A 16,831-nucleotide genomic window follows, 5' to 3' on the forward strand; every position below is an offset into this window, starting at 1 on the left:
GCTCACTCCGCCGGGCCGAGGCCGGTGAACGGCACGAGGGGGTCGACGTCGAAGCAGGCGTGCTCGCCCGTGTGGCAGGCTGCGCCGATCTGCTCGACCTGGACCAGCAGGGTGTCGGCGTCGCAGTCGAGGGCGGCACCCCGCACGTACTGCGCGTGCCCGGACGTGTCGCCCTTGCGCCAGTACTCCTGGCGCGAGCGCGACCAGAAGGTGACGCGGCCCTCGGTGAGGGTGCGCCGGAGAGCCTCGCGGTCCATCCAGCCCATCATGAGCACTTCGCGGGTGTCGTGCTGCTGGATGATCGCGGGCAGGAGCCCGGTCGGATCGAAGGCGGCGCGGTCCAGGACGGCGTCGAGCTCGGCGGGGGTCATCGGATCTCGATCCCGGAGGCGGCGAGCGCGCGCTTGACGTCACCGATCGTCAGCTCGCGGTTGTGGAAGACGGAGGCGGCGAGCACGGCGTCGGCTCCCGCGTCGACGGCCGGAGCGAAGTGCTCGACGGCGCCGGCGCCTCCGGAGGCAATGACCGGCACGGAGCTCAGCTCGCGCATCGCGGCGATCAGCTCGAGGTCGAAGCCCTGCTTGGTGCCGTCTGCGTCGATGGAGTTGACCAGCAGCTCCCCGGCGCCGCGCTCGACGGCCTCGGCCGCCCAGGCCAGGGCGTCGAGCTCGGTCTCGCGGCGTCCGCCGTGAGTGGTGACGACGAAGCCGGACGCCGTGGCGTCGCTCCGCTTGACGTCGAGCGAGAGCACGAGCACCTGCGCGCCGAAGACGTCGGCGATCTCGCCGAGGAGCTCGGGCCGGGCGATCGCGGCGGAGTTGACGCCCACCTTGTCGGCGCCGTGCGCGAGCAGTCGCGAGACGTCCTCGGCGCTGCGCACGCCGCCGCCGACCGTGAGCGGGATGAAGACCTGCTCGGCGGTCGCCCGCACCACGTCGTAGGTGGTCGAGCGGTCGTCGACCGTGGCGGTGACGTCGAGGAAGGTCAGCTCGTCGGCGCCCTGCTCGAAGTAGAGGCGGGCGAGCTCGACGGGGTCGCCCGCATCGCGCAGGTTCTGGAAGTTGACGCCCTTCACGACGCGGCCGGCGGCGACGTCGAGGCAGGGGATGACGCGGACGGCGAGACTCATCGGCTCCCCCTCTACAGGCGCGCGGCGTGGATGGAGGTGACCAGGATCGCGCGGGCGCCCAGGTCGTACAGGCGGTCCATCACCTGGTTCATGTCCGCGCGCGGCACCATCACGCGGACGGCCACCCACTCGGCGTCGTGCAGCGGCGAGACCGTCGGGGACTCGAAGCCCGGGGCGATCGCCGTGGCGCTCTCCAGGAGCGCGACGGGGCAGTCGTAGTCGAGCAGCACGTACTCGCGGGCGACCAGCACGCCCTGCAGGCGGCGCAGCAGCACCGGGATGCCTTCGGGCTCCCCTGCGGCGGAGACCAGGACGGCGGTCGAGTCCAGGATGACCGGGCCGAAGATCTCGAGGCCGGCCTTGCGGAGCGTGGTGCCGGTCTCGACGACATCGGCGATGACGTCGGCGACGCCGAGCTGGATCGCGGACTCGACCGCGCCGTCGAGGCGGATCAGCGTCACCTCGACGCCGTGCTCCCGGAGGAAGCGGCCCACGAGGCCCGGGTAGCTGGTCGCCACGCGGAGGCCGTCGATCTGCGCGAGCTCGTCGTAGCGGCCTGCGGGCCCGGCGAAGCGGAAGGTGGAGTTCGCGAAGCCGAGGCTCGCGATCTCGCGCGCCTCGGAGCCGGAGTCGATCAGGAGGTCGCGGCCGGTGACCCCGACGTCGAGAGCGCCGGAGCCGACGTAGGTGGCGATGTCGCGCGGGCGCAGGTAGAAGAACTCCACCCCGTTGCGCTCGTCGACGACGTGCAGCTCCTTCGGGTCGCGACGGCCGGTGTAGCCGGCCTCCGCGAGCATCTGACCGGCGGTCTCCGAGAGGGAGCCCTTGTTGGGGACGGCGACGCGCAGGAGCGCCGGGGCGGGGGTGGTGGTCACGGGACGTCCTTCATGACTCGACGGCTGTTCAGGGGGCGGCACGGCTCCTCGGGGAGCGTGCGGGCGCGACGGCGCGGAGCGGAGGCGCACCCCGGCGAGCGGGGCGGGGCTCACAGATGCCGGTAGACGTCGGCCGTCGTCAGTCCCTTGGCGAGCATGAGCACCTGCAGGTGGTAGAGCAGCTGCGAGATCTCCTCGGCGGTGCGCTCGTCGCCCTCGTACTCGGCGGCCATCCACACCTCGGCGGCCTCCTCGACGATCTTCTTGCCGATGAAGTGCACGCCGGCGTCGAGCTCGCGGACGGTGCCCGAACCCTCGGGACGGGCGGCGGCCTTCTCGCCCAGCTCAGCGAAGAGGTCGTCGAAAGTTTTCACCGGGGAAGTCTATACGGCGGCCGGGCGCGGGCCACCTCAGTGCCGGTGCAGGTGAGCGGTCGCCGTCTCGCGCAGCGACGCGATCGCGGCCTCCGGGTCGTCCGCGCCGAAGACCGCGGAGCCCGCGACGAAGGTGTCGGCTCCCGCCTCCGCTGCGATCTCGATCGTGCCGGGAGCGATCCCGCCGTCGACCTGGAGCCAGACGTCGAGCCCGGTGCGGTCCACCACGTTCCGGAGGGTGCGCAGCTTGGGCATCGTCTCCTCCATGAAGGACTGGCCCCCGAAGCCGGGCTCGACCGTCATCACGAGGACCTGGTCGAACTCGGGCAGGAGGTCGAGGTAGTCGTCCACCATCGTGCCCGGCTTGAGCGCGATCCCCGCCCGCGAGCCGATCTCGCGCAGGCGCCGCGCCAGGGCCACGGCGTCGCGCGCGGCCTCGGCGTGGAAGGTCACGGAGTAGGCGCCGGTCTCGGCGTAGTCGGGGGCCCACCGGTCGGGGTCGTCGATCATCAGGTGCAGGTCGAGCGGCCGGGGCGAGACGTCCTGGAGGCGCTGGACCATGGTCAGCCCGAAGGTGAGGTTCGGCACGAAGTGGTTGTCCATCACGTCGACGTGCACCAGGTCGGCTCCGGCGATGCGCTGCAGCTCGGCCTCGAAGTTCACGAAGTCGGCGGAGAGGATGCTGGGGTTGATCCGTGCAGGCATGCCTCCAGCCTAGATCGGAGCGTCCTCCGCGTCCGCCCGGCCGAGCGCGTTCCCGCTCCGGAGGGGTCAGGCGTCTCCGGACGCCGCCTCGAGGGGCCGGCGGCGGAGGAGCTGGACGAACATGGCGTCGGTGCCGTGTCGGTGCGGCCAGAGCTGCACGTGGAGGGTGCCCTCCGGCAGCGGGAGCGGGTCCGCCGTCACCGCGCGCAGCGCGGCCGGCGTGTCGACGAGCTCGAGCTCGTGCCGCTCCTGCGCGAGGGCGAGCACGCGCCGGGTCTCGCCGAGGTGCGGCGAGCAGGTCACGTAGGCCAGCAGGCCGTCGGGAGCGAGAGCCCTCACCGCGGAGTCGAGCAGCTCGCCCTGGAGGGCGGCCAGCGGCTCCACGTCGGCCGCGGACTTGCGCCAGCGCGCCTCGGGCCGACGCCGCAGCGCACCGAGACCGGTGCACGGCGCGTCGAGGAGGATGCGGTCGAACGATCCCGGCTGCTCGTCGCCCAGGTCGCGCCCGTCGCCGGTGCGCACCTCGACCGACGGATCGACGGCGGCCAGCGCCTGCCGCACCAGGCCCGCGCGGCCCGGAACCACCTCGTTGGCGAGCAGCGCCGCCCCTCCTGCGCGCGCCTCCGCCGCGAGCAGCGCCGCCTTGCCGCCGGGTCCCGCGCACAGGTCGAGCCAGCGCTCGCCCGGGCGGACCGGCCGTGCTCGGGAGAGCGCCAGAGCGGCGAGCTGGGAGCCCTCGTCCTGCACGCGCACGCGACCCTCGTGCACCGCGGGGAACGCCTCCGGGTCGCCGCCGGTGCTGGTCATGCCGACCGGCGAGAACCGGTCGGGTTCGGCGTCGGCGATCTCGCCGGGAGACGCCAGGCCCGGCAGAGCCACCAGGTTCACGCGCGGAGCCGCGTTGTCGGCGGCGAGCAGCGCGTCGAGCTCGTCGGCCGCCCCCTCCGCCGCCAGCGCCCGTCGCAGGGCGCGCACGATCCACACGGGGTGGGAGCTCAGCGCGGCGATCCGGTCGTCCCCGGAGACCGCGGCCGCGGAGACCCGCTCGCGCCACTCGCCGGCGCTCGAGCGCGAGACCGCGCGCAGCACGGCGTTGGCGAAGGCCACCGCTCCCCGCGAGGAGCCGGCCGCGACGAGCGCGACGCTCTCGTTCACCGCGGCGTGCGGGGCCACGCGGGTCGCGAGCAGCTGGTGCACGCCCAGGCGCAGCGCGTCGAGCACGGGCGCATCGATGCTCTCGACGGACCGGCCGGCCGCGAGGGCGATCACGCGGTCGTAGTAGCCGGACATCCGCAGGGTGCCGTAGCAGAGCTCGGTGGCCAGTCCCGCGTCGGCGGGCGAGAGGCCGGCGGCGCTGATCCGCGCGGGCAGGACCAGGTTGGCGTAGGCGTCCGACCCGCTCACCGCGAGCAGGACGTCGTAGGCGACCCGGCGGGCGGGAGCGGCCTCGCGACGGGCGCTCATGCGAGCACCGTGCTCTCGCGCAGGCCGCGGGCCCAGGCGGCGCCGGCCATCGGGGTCCTGCCGGCGGGCTGGACGGTGACCAGCTCGACCGCTCCGTCCGCGGTGCCGACGAGGGCGCGCCCCGCGTCGAGGCGGACGACGCCGGGAGCGAGGTCCCCCTCGGCCGCGCGGACCGCGAGCACCTTGAGGCGCGCGTCGCCCACCGCGGTCGAGGCTCCGGGCTCGGGAGTCGTTCCGCGCACGAGCGCGAGGACCCGCGCGGTCGGGAGGCTCCAGTCGATCCGGCCGTCCGCGGCGTCGAGCTTGGGAGCGGGGGTCGCCTCTCCGGCCTGCGGAGTAGCGACGGCCGTGCCCTCCTCCAGCGCGTCGACCACGCCGAGGGTGAGGCCGGCGCCGCTCCCGGCCAGCTCCGTCAGCAGCTCGCCCGCGGTGCGCTCCCCCGCGTCGACGGCGAGCTCGGCGTACACGTCACCGGCGTCGAGCTCGGCAACCAGCTGGAAGACGCTCGCGCCGATCCGCGTGTCGCCCGCCATCAGCGCCCGCTGGACGGGAGCCGCCCCGCGCCAGCGCGGCAGCAGGGAGAAGTGCAGGTTGATCCAGCCCAGGCGCGGCACCGCCAGCAGGCGCTGCCGGACGAGGCCGCCGTAGGCCACGATCACGCCGAGGTCGGGGGCGAGCTCCGCGATCCGGTCGGTCACGTCCTCGTCGAGGCGGTTCGCCCGGATCACCGGGATCCCCAGCTCCTCGGCCGTGACGGCGACCGGCGAGGGGGTGAGCACGCGCTTGCGGCCCACCGGGGCGTCCTCCCGGGTGACCACGGCGACGACCTCGTGCGCGGAGGCGGCGAGGTCGCGGAGGGTCGGAACGGCGGCGGCGGGCGTGCCGGCGAAGACGAGGCGCACGGGGGTCTCCTGGGGAGTCAGAGGATGTCGGGGTCGTCGAGACGGACCCGGAGCCGGGGGGCCGGCCGGAAGCGGCCGGGCGTGGTCGGCGGGCGACGACGGCGCGTGGCGTTGCGGATCACGGCGGAGCGGAGGCGCGCGGCCACATCCGCACCGCGAGCGTAGTCGAACCGGACGATCGCCCGGACGGAGCCGTCCTCGAGCCCGACAGGACCGAGGACCTCGTGCCGGTCGTCCTCGTCGAGCGCGTCGAGCGCCTCCTCCACCGCGTGCGCGTCGCCGCTCACCGTGGCCAGGCGCACCGCGGGCGGGAAGCGCAGAGCGCGCCGCTCCTGGAGCTCGGCCCGGAGGTACTCGGCCTGCCGCCAGGTCGCCAGGGCGGTCGCGAGCCGACCGCCGACCCCGACCAGGAGGACCGGCGCGCCCGGGCGGGCCAGCGCCGCGGCGTTCGACCAGGTGCGAAGCGCGTCGTCGGCGACCCGCAGGCTCTCGCGGGCCAGCATCCGCTCGCCGTCCAGCAGCAGGACGGCGTGGTAGCCGCCGTCGGCCCGCGGCTCCGCCCCGCGCGTGGCCACGACGAGCGCGGGCTCGTCGGGGAGGGTGAGCACGGGGCGCTGCCCGTCGGCGACGATCACCTTGGCACCCGGGAAGGCGCGTCCGAGCTCCTCCGCGGTGCGGCCCGCGCCGAGGGAGACGAGGCGCAGAGCCGTCGCCTGGCAGACGGAGCAGGTCCAGTCGGCCGCGATCAGGCCGCACCAGCCGCAGCTCGGCCGCCCGCCCTCGGAGTGCACGCCGAGCGGACCCTGGCAGCGGTTGCAGCGTGCGACGGTCCGGCAGCGGGCGCAGGCGACCACCGGCGCGTAGCCGGGGCGCGCGACCTGGACCAGCACGGGACCGGAGTCGAGGGCCTTCCGCGCCTCCCGCCAGGCGGAGGAGGGGATGCGCGCTGCCGCGTCGTGCTCGTCGGCCGCCCACTGCTGGGCGGTCGGCACGACGTGCGGGCGGCGGCTCGGCCGCGGCTCCACCTCGGTCGCGAAGCCGATCTCGACGAGCCGCTCGACCTCGACCGTGCGCGTGTTGCCGAGCAGGACGAGGCCGGCGCCGCTCTGCTCCTGCCGCACCAGGGCGACGTCGCGCGCGTGCGCGTAGGGCGCGAGCGGCTCGGCGAAGAGCGGATCGCCGTCGTCCCAGAGCGCGATCAGGCCGAGGGCGGAGGAGGGCGCGTAGAGGACGGAGCGGTTGCCGACGACGACCCGCGGCCCGGGATCGAGGCAGCGGACGAAGGCGGAGTAGCGCTCGGCGCCCTTCTGCCGCGCATCGAGGCGCACCACCGCCTCCGCGGGGACGAGGGCGGCGAGAGCGAGCTCCAGCTGCTCCTGGTCGCGGTAGTCGGGGACGGCCAGGATCGCGTCGCGGCCCGCGGCGAGCGTGTCCCGGGCGAGCTCGGCGAGCGTGACGGCCCAGCCGCCGACCCACGCGCCCGAGTCGAGCCTCACCGGAGCCGGCACGGCGCCGACCGCCAGCCGGGCCCCCTCGGCGAGTCCAACGAAGGAGGCGTCGGGGTAGCCCGTCACGCCGCCCGCCTCGACCGCGGGCGCCGCAGGAGCGGGACCCGCGGCGAGTCGCGCCTTCTCGACGCGGACGTGGCGGCGCGGCACGGCCAGGCGCAGCACGTCGCTCGCGCCCCCGGAGGCGCGGTCGGCCACCCGGCGGGCGAGGGCCCAGACCTCCGGGGTCAGCACGACGAGCGGCGAGACCAGCTCCTCGATGCCGCTGAGCGCTCCGGCGTGCTCGGTCCCCTCCCCCGTCTCGACGACGAACGCGTCGGCGATCCGGCCTCCGGTCCGCAACGGCACCCGCACGCGCACGCCGGGGACCACCTCGCCGCGCAGCGCCTCCGGCACCGCGTAGTCCAGGAGCCGGTCGAGCTGCGGGAGGGGCGAGTCCAGGAGCACGCGCGCGACGGCTCCGCTCGTCGCCATCGCCGCCGCGCCCGCTACGAGAGGCCCGCGGCGGAGCGCAGGTCGTCGACCCGGTCGAGGCGCTCCCAGGTGAAGTCGGGGAGCTCCCGGCCGAAGTGGCCGTAGGCCGCGGTCTGCGCGTAGATCGGGCGGAGCAGGTCGAGTGCGTGGATGATCGCGGCCGGGCGCAGGTCGAAGACCGAGCGGATCGCCTCGGTGATCGTCTCGTCGGAGACGGTGCCGGTGCCGAAGGTCTCGACGTAGAGGCCGACCGGGGCCGCCTTGCCGATGGCGTAGGCGACCTGCACCTCCAGCCGCGAGGCGAGCCCCGCGGCGACCGCGTTCTTGGCGACCCACCGCATGGCGTAGGCGGCCGAGCGGTCCACCTTCGACGGGTCCTTGCCCGAGAACGCGCCGCCGCCGTGGCGGGACGCTCCGCCGTAGGTGTCGACGATGATCTTGCGGCCGGTGAGCCCGGCGTCGCCCTGAGGGCCGCCGATCTCGAAGCGGCCCGTCGGGTTGATCAGCAGGCGCACGGCGGAGGAGTCGAGGTCGACCGTCTCGAGGACGGGGCGGATGACGTGCGCCGCGATGTCCGCGTGGATCGTCTCGGTGCTGACGTGCTCGGCGTGCTGGGTGGACAGGACGACGGTGTCGATGGTGGACGGCGTCGTGCCGTCGTAGCCGATGGTGACCTGGGTCTTGCCGTCGGGCCGGAGGTAGTCGAGCTCGCCCGACTTGCGGACGGCGGCCAGGCGCTCGGCGAGGCGGTGCGAGAGCCAGCTCGGCAGCGGCATGTATTCGGGGGTCTCGTCGGTCGCGAAGCCGAACATCAGGCCCTGGTCGCCCGCGCCCTGGCGGTCGAAGGCGTCCTCGCCCGCCTCGGAGGAGCGGACCTCGAGCGCCGTGTCGACGCCCGCTGCGATCTCGGGCGACTGCTGGCCGATCGAGACCGAGACGCCGCAGGAGCGGCCGTCGAAGCCCTTCTCCGAGGAGTCGTAGCCGATCTCGACGATCGTGTCGCGCACGATCTTGGGGATCTCGACGTAGCCGCTCGTGGAGACCTCGCCCGCGACGTGCACGAGTCCCGTCGTGACCAGCGTCTCGACGGCGACCCGGCTGTGCGGGTCCTCGCGGAGCAGGGCGTCGAGGATGCGGTCGGAGATCTGGTCGCAGATCTTGTCCGGGTGGCCCTCGGTGACGGACTCGGAGGTGAACAGGCGGAGGGGACCGGAGGTCATGCTTCTCTTCTCGTCCCGGCTCGTGCGGACCGGGGTCGTTCGTACCGGGAGTGGCCTGGCGGGCGCGATGCCGGGCGGCAGGCGATCGGCGCCTGGGCGGGCGGACCGGCGGGGCTAGCGCACGACCGCGTCGAGGACGCGATCGGCCACCTCCGCCTTGCTGCCCGAGGCCTCGCCAACTATATCGCCGGCCCGATCGAGGACCACGACGGCGTTGCTGTCGCTCTGGAAGCCCTCGGCCCAGCCCACCCTGTTGAGGACGAGCAGGTCGCAGCCCTTGCGGGCGATCTTGGCGCGGCCGAGGGCGAGCATCGCGTCCCGGTCCGGCTCGGTCTCCGCGGCGAAGCCGACGACGATCTGCCCCTCCCGCCGGGAGGCGGAGATCTCGGCGAGGACGTCCGGGTTCTTGACGAGCTCGAGGACGAGACGGTCGCCCTGCTGCTCCTTCTTGATCTTCGCGTCGGCGACCGCGGCGGGCCGGTAGTCGGCGACGGCCGCGGCCATGATCACGACGTCCGCGCCGGTGGCCGCGGCGAGGGCGGCCTCGCGCAGCTCGAGCGCGGTGCCCACCGGGAGGACCGTGACGCCCTCCGGCGCCGGCACGTCGAGGTTCGCGGCGAGGAGGGTGACCTCCGCGCCCCGGGCCGCAGCGGCCAGCGCGAGCGCGACGCCCTGCCTGCCGCTGGAGCGGTTGCCGACGAAGCGCACCGGGTCGAGGGGCTCGCGGGTTCCGCCGGCGGTCACGAGGACGCGCACGCCCGCGAGGTCGCGGAGGGCGGAGGCGGAGCGGGCGTGGACGGCGAGGGCCTCCGCCACGATCGTCTCGGGCTCCTCCATGCGGCCGGGGCCCGAGTCGGCGCCGGTGAGGCGGCCGACCGCGGGGCCGACGACGTGCACGCCGCGGGAGCGGAGCACCGCCGTGTTCGCGACGGTGGCGGCGTTCGCCCACATCTCGGTGTGCATCGCGGGGGCGACCACGAGCGGGGCGGTGCTCGCGAGCACCGTGTTGCCGAGCAGGTCGTCGGCGAGGCCGGCGGCGAGCTTGGCGAGCGTGTGCGCCGTCGCGGGCGCGATCACGATGAGGTCGGCGGCCTGGCCGATGGCCACGTGCCGGACCTCGGCGACGCCCTCGTAGAGCTCGGTGTGCACCGGGTTCCGCGAGATGGCCTCGAGGGTGGGCTTCCCGACGAAGCGCAGCGCGGCCTCGGTCGCGACGACGTGCACGTCGTGCTCCGCGAGGACCAGCGCGCGGACGACTCCGACGGCCTTGTACGCGGCGATGCCGCCGGTGATGCCGACGACGACGTTGAGCCGTCGGCCGGCCTCGAGAGAGGAGCCCACCCGGAGGGGACTACTCGGCGAGGGGCTTGGCGACGAGCTTGTCCTCGTTGATCTCGTGCAGTGCGACCGAGAGGGGCTTGTCGTCGATGGTGGAGTCGACCAGCGGGCCGACGTTGTCGAACAGGCTGCCCTCGTGGAGGTCGGCGTAGTAGTCGTTGATCTGGCGGGCGCGCTTGGAGGCGAAGATCACCAGCGCGTACTTGGAGTCGACCTTCGAGAGGAGCTCGTCGATGGGCGGGTCGATGATGCCGAGGTTGTTGGCCATGGGTGTCTCCTTGCAGGCGCATCAGCGCCGATCTGCGGCTCCGGAGCAACACGGCGCGCGGGCTCCGAGGGGCGTGTGCCCGGTGGGACCCGGGGCGTCGGCCCGGAGGTGGTCGGTGGCCCGGTGTCAGCGGCCCGGGTCAGCGGGCGCGCCGTCGGCACGAGGCGACATCAATTCTACGACCTCGCGGGCCGCTTCGGGCACGGTGCTGTTGACGACGGCGAAATCGAACTCGTCCTGCGCGGCCAGCTCCACCTTCGCGGTGGCCAGGCGGCGCTCCTGCTCCTCCGCGCTCTCGGTGCCGCGGCCGACCAGCCGGCGGACCAGCTCGTCCCAGGTCGGCGGCAGGAGGAAGACCAGCCGCGCGTCCGGCATCCGCTCGCGCACCTGGCGGGCACCCTGGATGTCGATCTCGAGCATCACCTGCCGGCCCTGCTCCAGCGCGGCGTCGATGGGGCCGCGGGGCGTGCCGTAGCGGTGAGCGTTGTGGACGACGGCGTACTCGAGGAACTCCCCCGCCGCGACCATCCGGTCGAACTCGGCGTCGTCGACGAAGTAGTAGCTGACGCCGTCCACCTCGCCCGGACGCGGGGCCCGGGTGGTGGCCGAGACCGAGAGCAGGACGTCCGGGTAGTTCTCGCGGATGTAGGTCGACACCGTGCCCTTGCCGACCGCGGTCGGACCGGCGAGGACGAGCAGGCGGTTGCGGCCGGGGCGGCGCTGCCGCGACTCCCGCTCCTCCAGGAACGACGCCAGGCCCTCGACCTGGCGCCGGCCGAGCCCGCCGAGGCGCTTCGACTCAGCGATCCGCAGCTGGTCCATCACCCGGGGCGTCTTGACCACGCCGAGCGCGGGCACGGCGCGGAGCAGCTCGCTGACGCGCATCCGCCCCTCGACTCCGAGCGGCTCGGCCTGGGCCGCCGCGAGCACGGCGGTCGCGGGGCGGCGTCCGGCGGCGACGGCCTTCTTGACGGCGGCGCGGGCACGGCGCGCCGCGATCGCGGCCTCGGAGGCGGCGCGCCGGTCGACCTCGGGCGGCGAGGGACGGCGCACGGCCTCCGGGCGCGAGGAGGCGCCGGGATCGGGGCTGACGGTTTCAGCGGACAAGGGTCTCCTGGATGTCGGTCGCGCGGCGGGTGATCTCGGCCGCGATCCCCGAGGGGCCGGCGCCGAGCACGCTCCGCGACTCGCTGACGATGGTGGCGGCGCTCAGCGCGCCGAACAGCCGCTGCGCGTCCGCGACGGCCGCGCCCTGGTGGCCGAAGCCGGGCGCGAGCACCGGGAGTGCGGGGTGCAGCGGCTCGTCGATGCCGATGCCGAAGTCGCCCAGGGCGACCGTGGCGCCGAGCACCACGCCGACCGAGCCGATCGACGCGCGAGCGTGAGCGTCGTTCCAGGATGCCACGTCCGCCACGACCGCGCGTGCCACGGTGTATCCCGCCCGGCCGCCGTCCTGCACGAGGGCGCGCTGCACGGGACGGGCCTCGGGGTTGGAGGTGGCTGCGAGGACGAACACGCCCTTGCCCGCCTCCTCCGCGAGGGTCAGCATCCCCTCGAGGGAGCCGAGCCCCTGGTAGGCCGCGGCGGTCATGGCGTCCGCCTCGAGCGGCGAGCCGGGCCGGAGCCACGCCTCGGCGTAGGCGGTGACGCTCGTGCCGATGTCGCCGCGCTTGACGTCGGCGATCACCAGCAGTCCGGCCTCGCGGGCGTCGGCGAGCACGCGCTCGAGCGCGGCGTAGCCCGCCGAGCCGTGCCGCTCGAAGAAGGCGATCTGCGGCTTGACGACGCCTACACGGCCGGCCGCCGCCTCGACGACCGTGCGGCCGAAGCTCTCGAGCCCGGCCGCGTCGTCGGCGAGGCCCCACGCGTCGAGCAGGTACGCGTGCGGGTCGATCCCGACGCAGAGCCGGCCGTGCGCGGCGAACGCCGCCTCGAGGCGCGAGCCGAAGGAGGCGGTGCCCGCCGCGCCGCCGCTCACGCGGTGCGCTCCGCGCGGCGCAGGGCGTAGTCCTGCAGGCTCGTCACCTCGAAGGGCTCGTTCGCCGCGTCGAGCGAGGCGACCGCGGCCGCGAGCTGGGCGATCGTGGTGAACAGCGGCTTGTCCGCGGCGACCGCGGCGGCGCGGATCTCGTAGCCGTCGGCGCGGGTCGCTCCTCCGCTGGGCGTGTTGATCACCACGTCGACCTCGTCGCGGGCGATCAGCTCGACGATGGAGGGCGCGTCGCCCTCGGCGGTCTCGCTGTACTTGCGGACCACGCGGGCCTGGATCCCGTTGCGGTTCAGCACCTCGGCCGTGCCCTCGGTCGCGAGGATGTCGAAGCCGAGCTGGCGCAGGCGCAGCGCGGGCAGGACGATCGAGCGCTTGTCGCGGTCGGCGACCGAGATGAAGACGGTCCCGCTCGCCGGCATGCCGCCGTACGCGGCGTCCTGGCTCTTCGCGAAGGCGCGCGGGAAGTCGCGGTCGATCCCCATGACCTCGCCGGTGGAGCGCATCTCGGGCCCGAGCAGCGAGTCGACGATCTGGCCCTCCTTGGTGCGGAAGCGCTTGAACGGCAGGACCGCCTCCTTCACCGCGATGGGAGAGTCCATCGGGACGTCGGAGCCGTCGCGCTCGGGCAGCAGGCCCTCGGCCTTCAGCGCGGCGATGGTCTCGCCCACCATCAGGCGCGACGCGGCCTTCGCGAGCGGGATGCCCAGCGCCTTCGACACGAACGGCACGGTGCGCGAGGCCCGGGGGTTCGCCTCGAGCACGTAGAGCACGCCCTGGCCGATCGCGAACTGGACGTTCAGCAGTCCCCGGACGCCGACGCCCTGCGCGATCGCGAGGGTCGCCTCCCGCACCTGGTCGATCTGCCGGCGGCCGAGCGTCACCGGCGGGAGCGTGCACGCCGAGTCGCCGGAGTGGATGCCGGCCTCCTCGATGTGCTCCATCACGCCGCCGATGTAGAGCTGCTCGCCGTCGAAGAGCGCGTCGACGTCGATCTCGATCGCGTCGTCCAGGAAGCGGTCCACCAGCAGCGGGTGCGCCTCGTCGATGATCCCCTCGCCGGCCATCCGCTCGAAGTAGTCCTCGAGCTGGGGCGTGCCGTAGACGATCTCCATGCCGCGCCCGCCGAGGACGAACGACGGACGGACGAGGACCGGGTAGCCGATCTCCACCGCGACCTCACGGGCGCCGTCGAGGTCGGTCGCGGTGCCGTTGCGCGGAGCGAGAAGCCCCGCCTCGTCGAGGATCCGCGAGAACGCGCCGCGCTCCTCCGCGAGGTCGATGTTCGCTGGGGTGGTGCCGAGGATGGGCACGCCGGCCGCCTCGAGGCCCGCGGCGAGCCCGAGCGCCGTCTGGCCGCCCAGCTGCACGACGACGCCGACGAGCTCGCCGGACTGCGACTCCGCGTGGATGACCTCGAGCACGTCCTCGAGAGTCAGCGGCTCGAAGTACAGGCGGTCCGAGGTGTCGTAGTCGGTCGAGACCGTCTCGGGGTTGCAGTTGATCATGATCGTCTCGAAGCCCGCGTCCGAGAGCGCGAACGAGGCGTGCACGCAGGAGTAGTCGAACTCGACCCCCTGGCCGATGCGGTTGGGGCCGGAGCCCAGGATGACGACCTTGCGGCGGTCGGCGGCGACGACCTCGGTCTCCTCGTCGTACGAGGAGTAGTGGTACGGCGTGAGCGCCGGGAACTCGCCCGCGCAGGTGTCGACGGTCTTGTAGACCGGGCGCACGTCCAGCGCGTAGCGGGTGCGGCGGACCTCCGCCTCGTCGAGCCCGCGGAGCTCGGCGATCTGCTCGTCCGAGAAGCCGTGGTCCTTCGCCAGGCGGAGGAGTCCGGCGTCGAGGCCGTCGTGCTCGCGCACCAGGTCGGCGATCTCGTTGATCAGCACGATCTGGTCCAGGAACCAGGGGTCGATCTTCGTGGACTCGAACGCCTGCTCGACCGTGGCTCCCAGGCGCAGCGCCTGCTGCACGGTGACGATGCGGCCGTCGGTCGGGGTCCTCGCGATCTCGAGGAGCTCCTCGACCGAGCGCTCCTGCGCGCCCCAGTGGAACGACGAGCCGCGCTTCTCGAGCGAGCGGAGCGCCTTCTGCAGCGCCTGCGCGTAGTTGCGGCCGATCGCCATCGCCTCGCCCACCGACTTCATGGTCGTGGTCAGCGTCTTGTCGGCGGCCGGGAACTTCTCGAACGCGAACCGCGGGACCTTCACGACCACGTAGTCCAGCGTCGGCTCGAAGCTCGCCGGCGTCACCTTGGTGATGTCGTTCGGGATCTCGTCCAGGCGGTAGCCGATGGCGAGCTTCGCGGCGATCTTGGCGATCGGGAAGCCGGTCGCCTTGGAGGCGAGGGCGGAGGAGCGGGAGACGCGCGGGTTCATCTCGATCACGATGATCCGGCCGTCCGCCGGGTCGATCGCGAACTGGATGTTGCAGCCGCCGGTGTCCACGCCCACGTCGCGGATGATCCGGATGCCGATGTCGCGCAGCTTCTGGTACTCGCGGTCGGTGAGGGTCAGCGCCGGTGCGACGGTGATCGAGTCGCCCGTGTGCACGCCGACGGGGTCGACGTTCTCGATCGAGCAGACGACGACCGTGTTGTCGGCCGTGTCGCGCATGAGCTCGAGCTCGTACTCCTTCCAGCCGAGGATCGACTCCTCCAGGAGAACCTCGGTGGTGGGGCTCTGGTGCAGGCCGTCGCCGACCATCCGCACCAGCTCCTCGCGGGTGTAGGCGAAGCCGGAGCCCAGGCCGCCCATGGTGAACGACGGGCGGATGACGAGGGGGTAGCCCAGGTCCTCGGCGTACTCGATCGCCTCGTCGACGGTGTGCGCGATGTAGGACTTCGCGACGTCGGCGCCCGCGTCCAGCACCAGCTGCTTGAAGATCTGGCGGTCCTCGCCGCGGTTGATCGCCTCGAAGCTCGCGCCGATGAGCTCGACGCCGTACTTCTCGAGGATCCCGAGGTCGTGCAGCTGGATGGCCGCGTTCAGGGCCGTCTGCCCGCCGAGGGTCGGCAGGATGGCGTCCGGCTTCTCCTTGGCGATGATCGCCTCGATCGCCTTGGGCGTGATCGGCTCCACGTAGGTGGCGTCGGCGAAGTCGGGATCGGTCATGATCGTCGCCGGGTTGGAGTTGACGAGGATCACGCGCACCCCCTCGGCACGCAGCACGCGGCAGGCCTGGGTGCCGGAGTAGTCGAACTCGACGGCCTGTCCGATGACGATCGGGCCGGAGCCGATGACCAGGACGCTCTGGATGTCTTCCCTGCGCGGCATTACTTCTGCTCTCCGATGCTGCTGGTCGTGGGGATGTCGGTGGGCTCCGAGGCCCCGCGCCCGGCCGTGCGCTGCACGACCATCTCGCGGAAGCGGTCGAAGAGGTGGTTGGAGTCGTGCGGGCCGGCCGCCGCCTCCGGGTGGTACTGCACCGAGAAGGCGGGGATGTCGAGGCAGCGAAGGCCCTCCACGACCGAGTCGTTGAGGGAGTAGTGGCTGACCTCGACGCGGCCGAAGCCCTCGGGCGAGTCCAGCTCGCCCTCGATCGGCGCGTCCACGGCGAACCCGTGGTTCTGCGAGGTGATCTCCACGCGGCCGGTGAGCTTGTCGAGCACGGGCTGGTTGATCCCGCGGTGGCCGAACGGGAGCTTGTAGGTGCCGAAGCCGAGAGCGCGCCCGAGCAGCTGGTTGCCGAAGCAGATGCCGAAGAACGGCAGGTCGGCGCGCAGGGTGGTGCGCAGCAGCTCGACGTGGCGGTCCGAGGCATCGGGGTCGCCGGGGCCGTTGGAGAAGAAGAGCGCGGACGGGTCGAGCGCGAGCACCTGCTCGGCGGTCACGGACTCGGGCAGCACGTGCACGTCGAAGCCGCGCTCCGCGAGGTAGTCGACCGTCGAGGTCTTCACCCCGAGGTCGATGACCGCGACCGAGCCGACGCGCTCGCCGCGGGCGGGCACCGTGTACTGCTCGTCGGTCGAGACCGAGGAGGACAGGTTGAGCCCCTGCATCTGCCGGCCGCCGAGGACCAGCGCGAGCTGCTCCTCCTCGGGGAGGGCGAGGTCCTCGCCGGAGAACACGCCGGCGCGCATCGAGCCGGCCGAGCGGATGTGGCGGGTGATCGCCCGGGTGTCGACGCCGGAGATCCCGACGATGCCGTCGGTCTCCAGGTCGTCGCCGAGGGAGCGCTGCGCGCGGAAGTTGGAGACGACGCGGGAGGGGTCGCGGACGACGTAGCCGGCGACCCAGATGCGGCGCGACTCCATGTCCTCGTCGTTGGTCCCGGTGTTGCCGATGTGAGGCGCGGTCTGCACGACGATCTGGCCGGCGTAGCTCGGGTCGGTCAGCGTCTCCTGGTACCCGGTCATGCCGGTGGCGAAGACGATCTCGCCCAGGGTGCGGCCTCGGGCGCCGTAGGCCTGTCCCCGGAATCGTCGTCCGTCCTCGAGGACGAGGACGGCGGTGGGTTCGGTGCTGAGGCGTGTCGTTGGCACGGACTAGGAGCCCTTCTGGGTCGTGTCGGGGCCGCCGCGAACGTCGTGCTCTACGACCCGGAGGCGCGACGCCGCTTCTCCGTCGAGGACCTGCGCGGCCG

At 73.5% G+C, this 16,831-nt stretch carries 15 protein-coding genes; all 15 read right to left on the reverse strand.

The features are described 5' to 3' along the window. Positions 1 to 2: 2 nt before the first annotated feature. On the reverse strand, positions 3 to 371 hold the full coding sequence (gene hisI / locus C5C55_RS01570) for a phosphoribosyl-AMP cyclohydrolase (protein ID WP_104221855.1): 369 nt from the start codon (positions 369 to 371) through the stop codon (positions 3 to 5). Next, the gene (gene hisF / locus C5C55_RS01575) at positions 368 to 1,129 is read right to left on the reverse strand and encodes an imidazole glycerol phosphate synthase subunit HisF (protein ID WP_104221853.1); all 762 of its coding nucleotides are present in this window, start codon (positions 1,127 to 1,129) and stop codon (positions 368 to 370) included. Before hisF ends, hisI begins: the two co-directional genes overlap by 4 nt. An 11-nt stretch (positions 1,130 to 1,140) precedes the next feature. Continuing rightward, entirely contained in the window at positions 1,141 to 2,004 is an 864-nt protein-coding gene (gene hisG / locus C5C55_RS01580; RefSeq protein WP_104232660.1) for an ATP phosphoribosyltransferase, read from the reverse strand. 110 nt (positions 2,005 to 2,114) lie between these two features. Beyond that, positions 2,115 to 2,378 carry a phosphoribosyl-ATP diphosphatase gene (locus C5C55_RS01585; protein ID WP_055791842.1) on the reverse strand — a complete coding sequence of 88 codons (264 nt, stop codon included), beginning with the start codon at positions 2,376 to 2,378 and terminating at the stop codon, positions 2,115 to 2,117. Between the two features lie 36 nt (positions 2,379 to 2,414). Beyond that, positions 2,415 to 3,083, reverse strand: coding sequence for a ribulose-phosphate 3-epimerase (rpe, locus tag C5C55_RS01590; RefSeq protein ID WP_104232661.1), 669 nt, complete (start codon positions 3,081 to 3,083; stop codon positions 2,415 to 2,417). A 66-nt stretch (positions 3,084 to 3,149) separates the two neighbouring features. Beyond that, positions 3,150 to 4,547: an RsmB/NOP family class I SAM-dependent RNA methyltransferase gene (locus C5C55_RS01595; RefSeq protein WP_104232662.1), complete on the reverse strand. Its 1,398-nt coding sequence runs from the start codon at positions 4,545 to 4,547 to the stop codon at positions 3,150 to 3,152. After that, a complete protein-coding gene (locus C5C55_RS01600; protein WP_104232663.1) occupies positions 4,544 to 5,449 on the reverse strand; it encodes a methionyl-tRNA formyltransferase in 906 nt (301 codons plus the stop codon). Before C5C55_RS01600 ends, C5C55_RS01595 begins: the two co-directional genes overlap by 4 nt. A 17-nt stretch (positions 5,450 to 5,466) precedes the next feature. Further along, positions 5,467 to 7,431 carry a hypothetical protein gene (locus C5C55_RS01605; protein ID WP_104232664.1) on the reverse strand — a complete coding sequence of 655 codons (1,965 nt, stop codon included), beginning with the start codon at positions 7,429 to 7,431 and terminating at the stop codon, positions 5,467 to 5,469. A 14-nt stretch (positions 7,432 to 7,445) separates the two neighbouring features. Continuing rightward, a complete protein-coding gene (metK, locus tag C5C55_RS01610; protein WP_104221839.1) occupies positions 7,446 to 8,651 on the reverse strand; it encodes a methionine adenosyltransferase in 1,206 nt (401 codons plus the stop codon). Positions 8,652 to 8,765: 114 nt separating this feature from the next. Beyond that, complete coding sequence (gene coaBC / locus C5C55_RS01615; RefSeq protein WP_104232665.1) at positions 8,766 to 9,992, reverse strand: bifunctional phosphopantothenoylcysteine decarboxylase/phosphopantothenate--cysteine ligase CoaBC; 1,227 nt, start codon at positions 9,990 to 9,992, stop codon at positions 8,766 to 8,768. A gap of 10 nt (positions 9,993 to 10,002) precedes the next feature. After that, positions 10,003 to 10,257, reverse strand: coding sequence for a DNA-directed RNA polymerase subunit omega (rpoZ, locus tag C5C55_RS01620; RefSeq protein ID WP_104221835.1), 255 nt, complete (start codon positions 10,255 to 10,257; stop codon positions 10,003 to 10,005). Between the two features lie 126 nt (positions 10,258 to 10,383). Next, complete coding sequence (gmk, locus tag C5C55_RS01625; protein ID WP_104348685.1) at positions 10,384 to 11,310, reverse strand: guanylate kinase; 927 nt, start codon at positions 11,308 to 11,310, stop codon at positions 10,384 to 10,386. Between the two features lie 43 nt (positions 11,311 to 11,353). Further along, a complete protein-coding gene (gene pyrF / locus C5C55_RS01630; RefSeq protein ID WP_104232667.1) occupies positions 11,354 to 12,235 on the reverse strand; it encodes an orotidine-5'-phosphate decarboxylase in 882 nt (293 codons plus the stop codon). Beyond that, a complete protein-coding gene (gene carB / locus C5C55_RS01635; protein ID WP_104232668.1) occupies positions 12,232 to 15,522 on the reverse strand; it encodes a carbamoyl-phosphate synthase large subunit in 3,291 nt (1,096 codons plus the stop codon). The genes pyrF and carB overlap by 4 nt, the downstream gene beginning before the upstream one ends. Further along, positions 15,522 to 16,730, reverse strand: coding sequence for a glutamine-hydrolyzing carbamoyl-phosphate synthase small subunit (gene carA, locus C5C55_RS01640; RefSeq protein ID WP_104232669.1), 1,209 nt, complete (start codon positions 16,728 to 16,730; stop codon positions 15,522 to 15,524). The genes carB and carA overlap by 1 nt, the downstream gene beginning before the upstream one ends. Between the last annotated feature and the right edge of the window lie 101 nt (positions 16,731 to 16,831).

Source organism: Rathayibacter sp. AY1C2, assembly GCF_002931195.1.
GTDB lineage: Bacteria > Actinomycetota > Actinomycetes > Actinomycetales > Microbacteriaceae > Rathayibacter.

Excerpts from the sequence above, each read along its gene's own strand:
- metK (WP_104221839.1), bottom strand. The coding sequence starts at position 8,651 with ATGACCTCCGGTCCCCTCCGCCTGTTCACCTCCGAGTCCGTCACCGAG.
- hisF (WP_104221853.1), bottom strand. The coding sequence starts at position 1,129 with ATGAGTCTCGCCGTCCGCGTCATCCCCTGCCTCGACGTCGCCGCCGGC.
- C5C55_RS01605 (WP_104232664.1), bottom strand. The coding sequence starts at position 7,431 with ATGGCGACGAGCGGAGCCGTCGCGCGCGTGCTCCTGGACTCGCCCCTC.
- rpe (WP_104232661.1), bottom strand. The coding sequence starts at position 3,083 with ATGCCTGCACGGATCAACCCCAGCATCCTCTCCGCCGACTTCGTGAAC.
- carB (WP_104232668.1), bottom strand. The coding sequence starts at position 15,522 with ATGCCGCGCAGGGAAGACATCCAGAGCGTCCTGGTCATCGGCTCCGGC.
- hisI (WP_104221855.1), bottom strand. The coding sequence starts at position 371 with ATGACCCCCGCCGAGCTCGACGCCGTCCTGGACCGCGCCGCCTTCGAT.
- C5C55_RS01595 (WP_104232662.1), bottom strand. The coding sequence starts at position 4,547 with ATGAGCGCCCGTCGCGAGGCCGCTCCCGCCCGCCGGGTCGCCTACGAC.
- rpoZ (WP_104221835.1), bottom strand. The coding sequence starts at position 10,257 with ATGGCCAACAACCTCGGCATCATCGACCCGCCCATCGACGAGCTCCTC.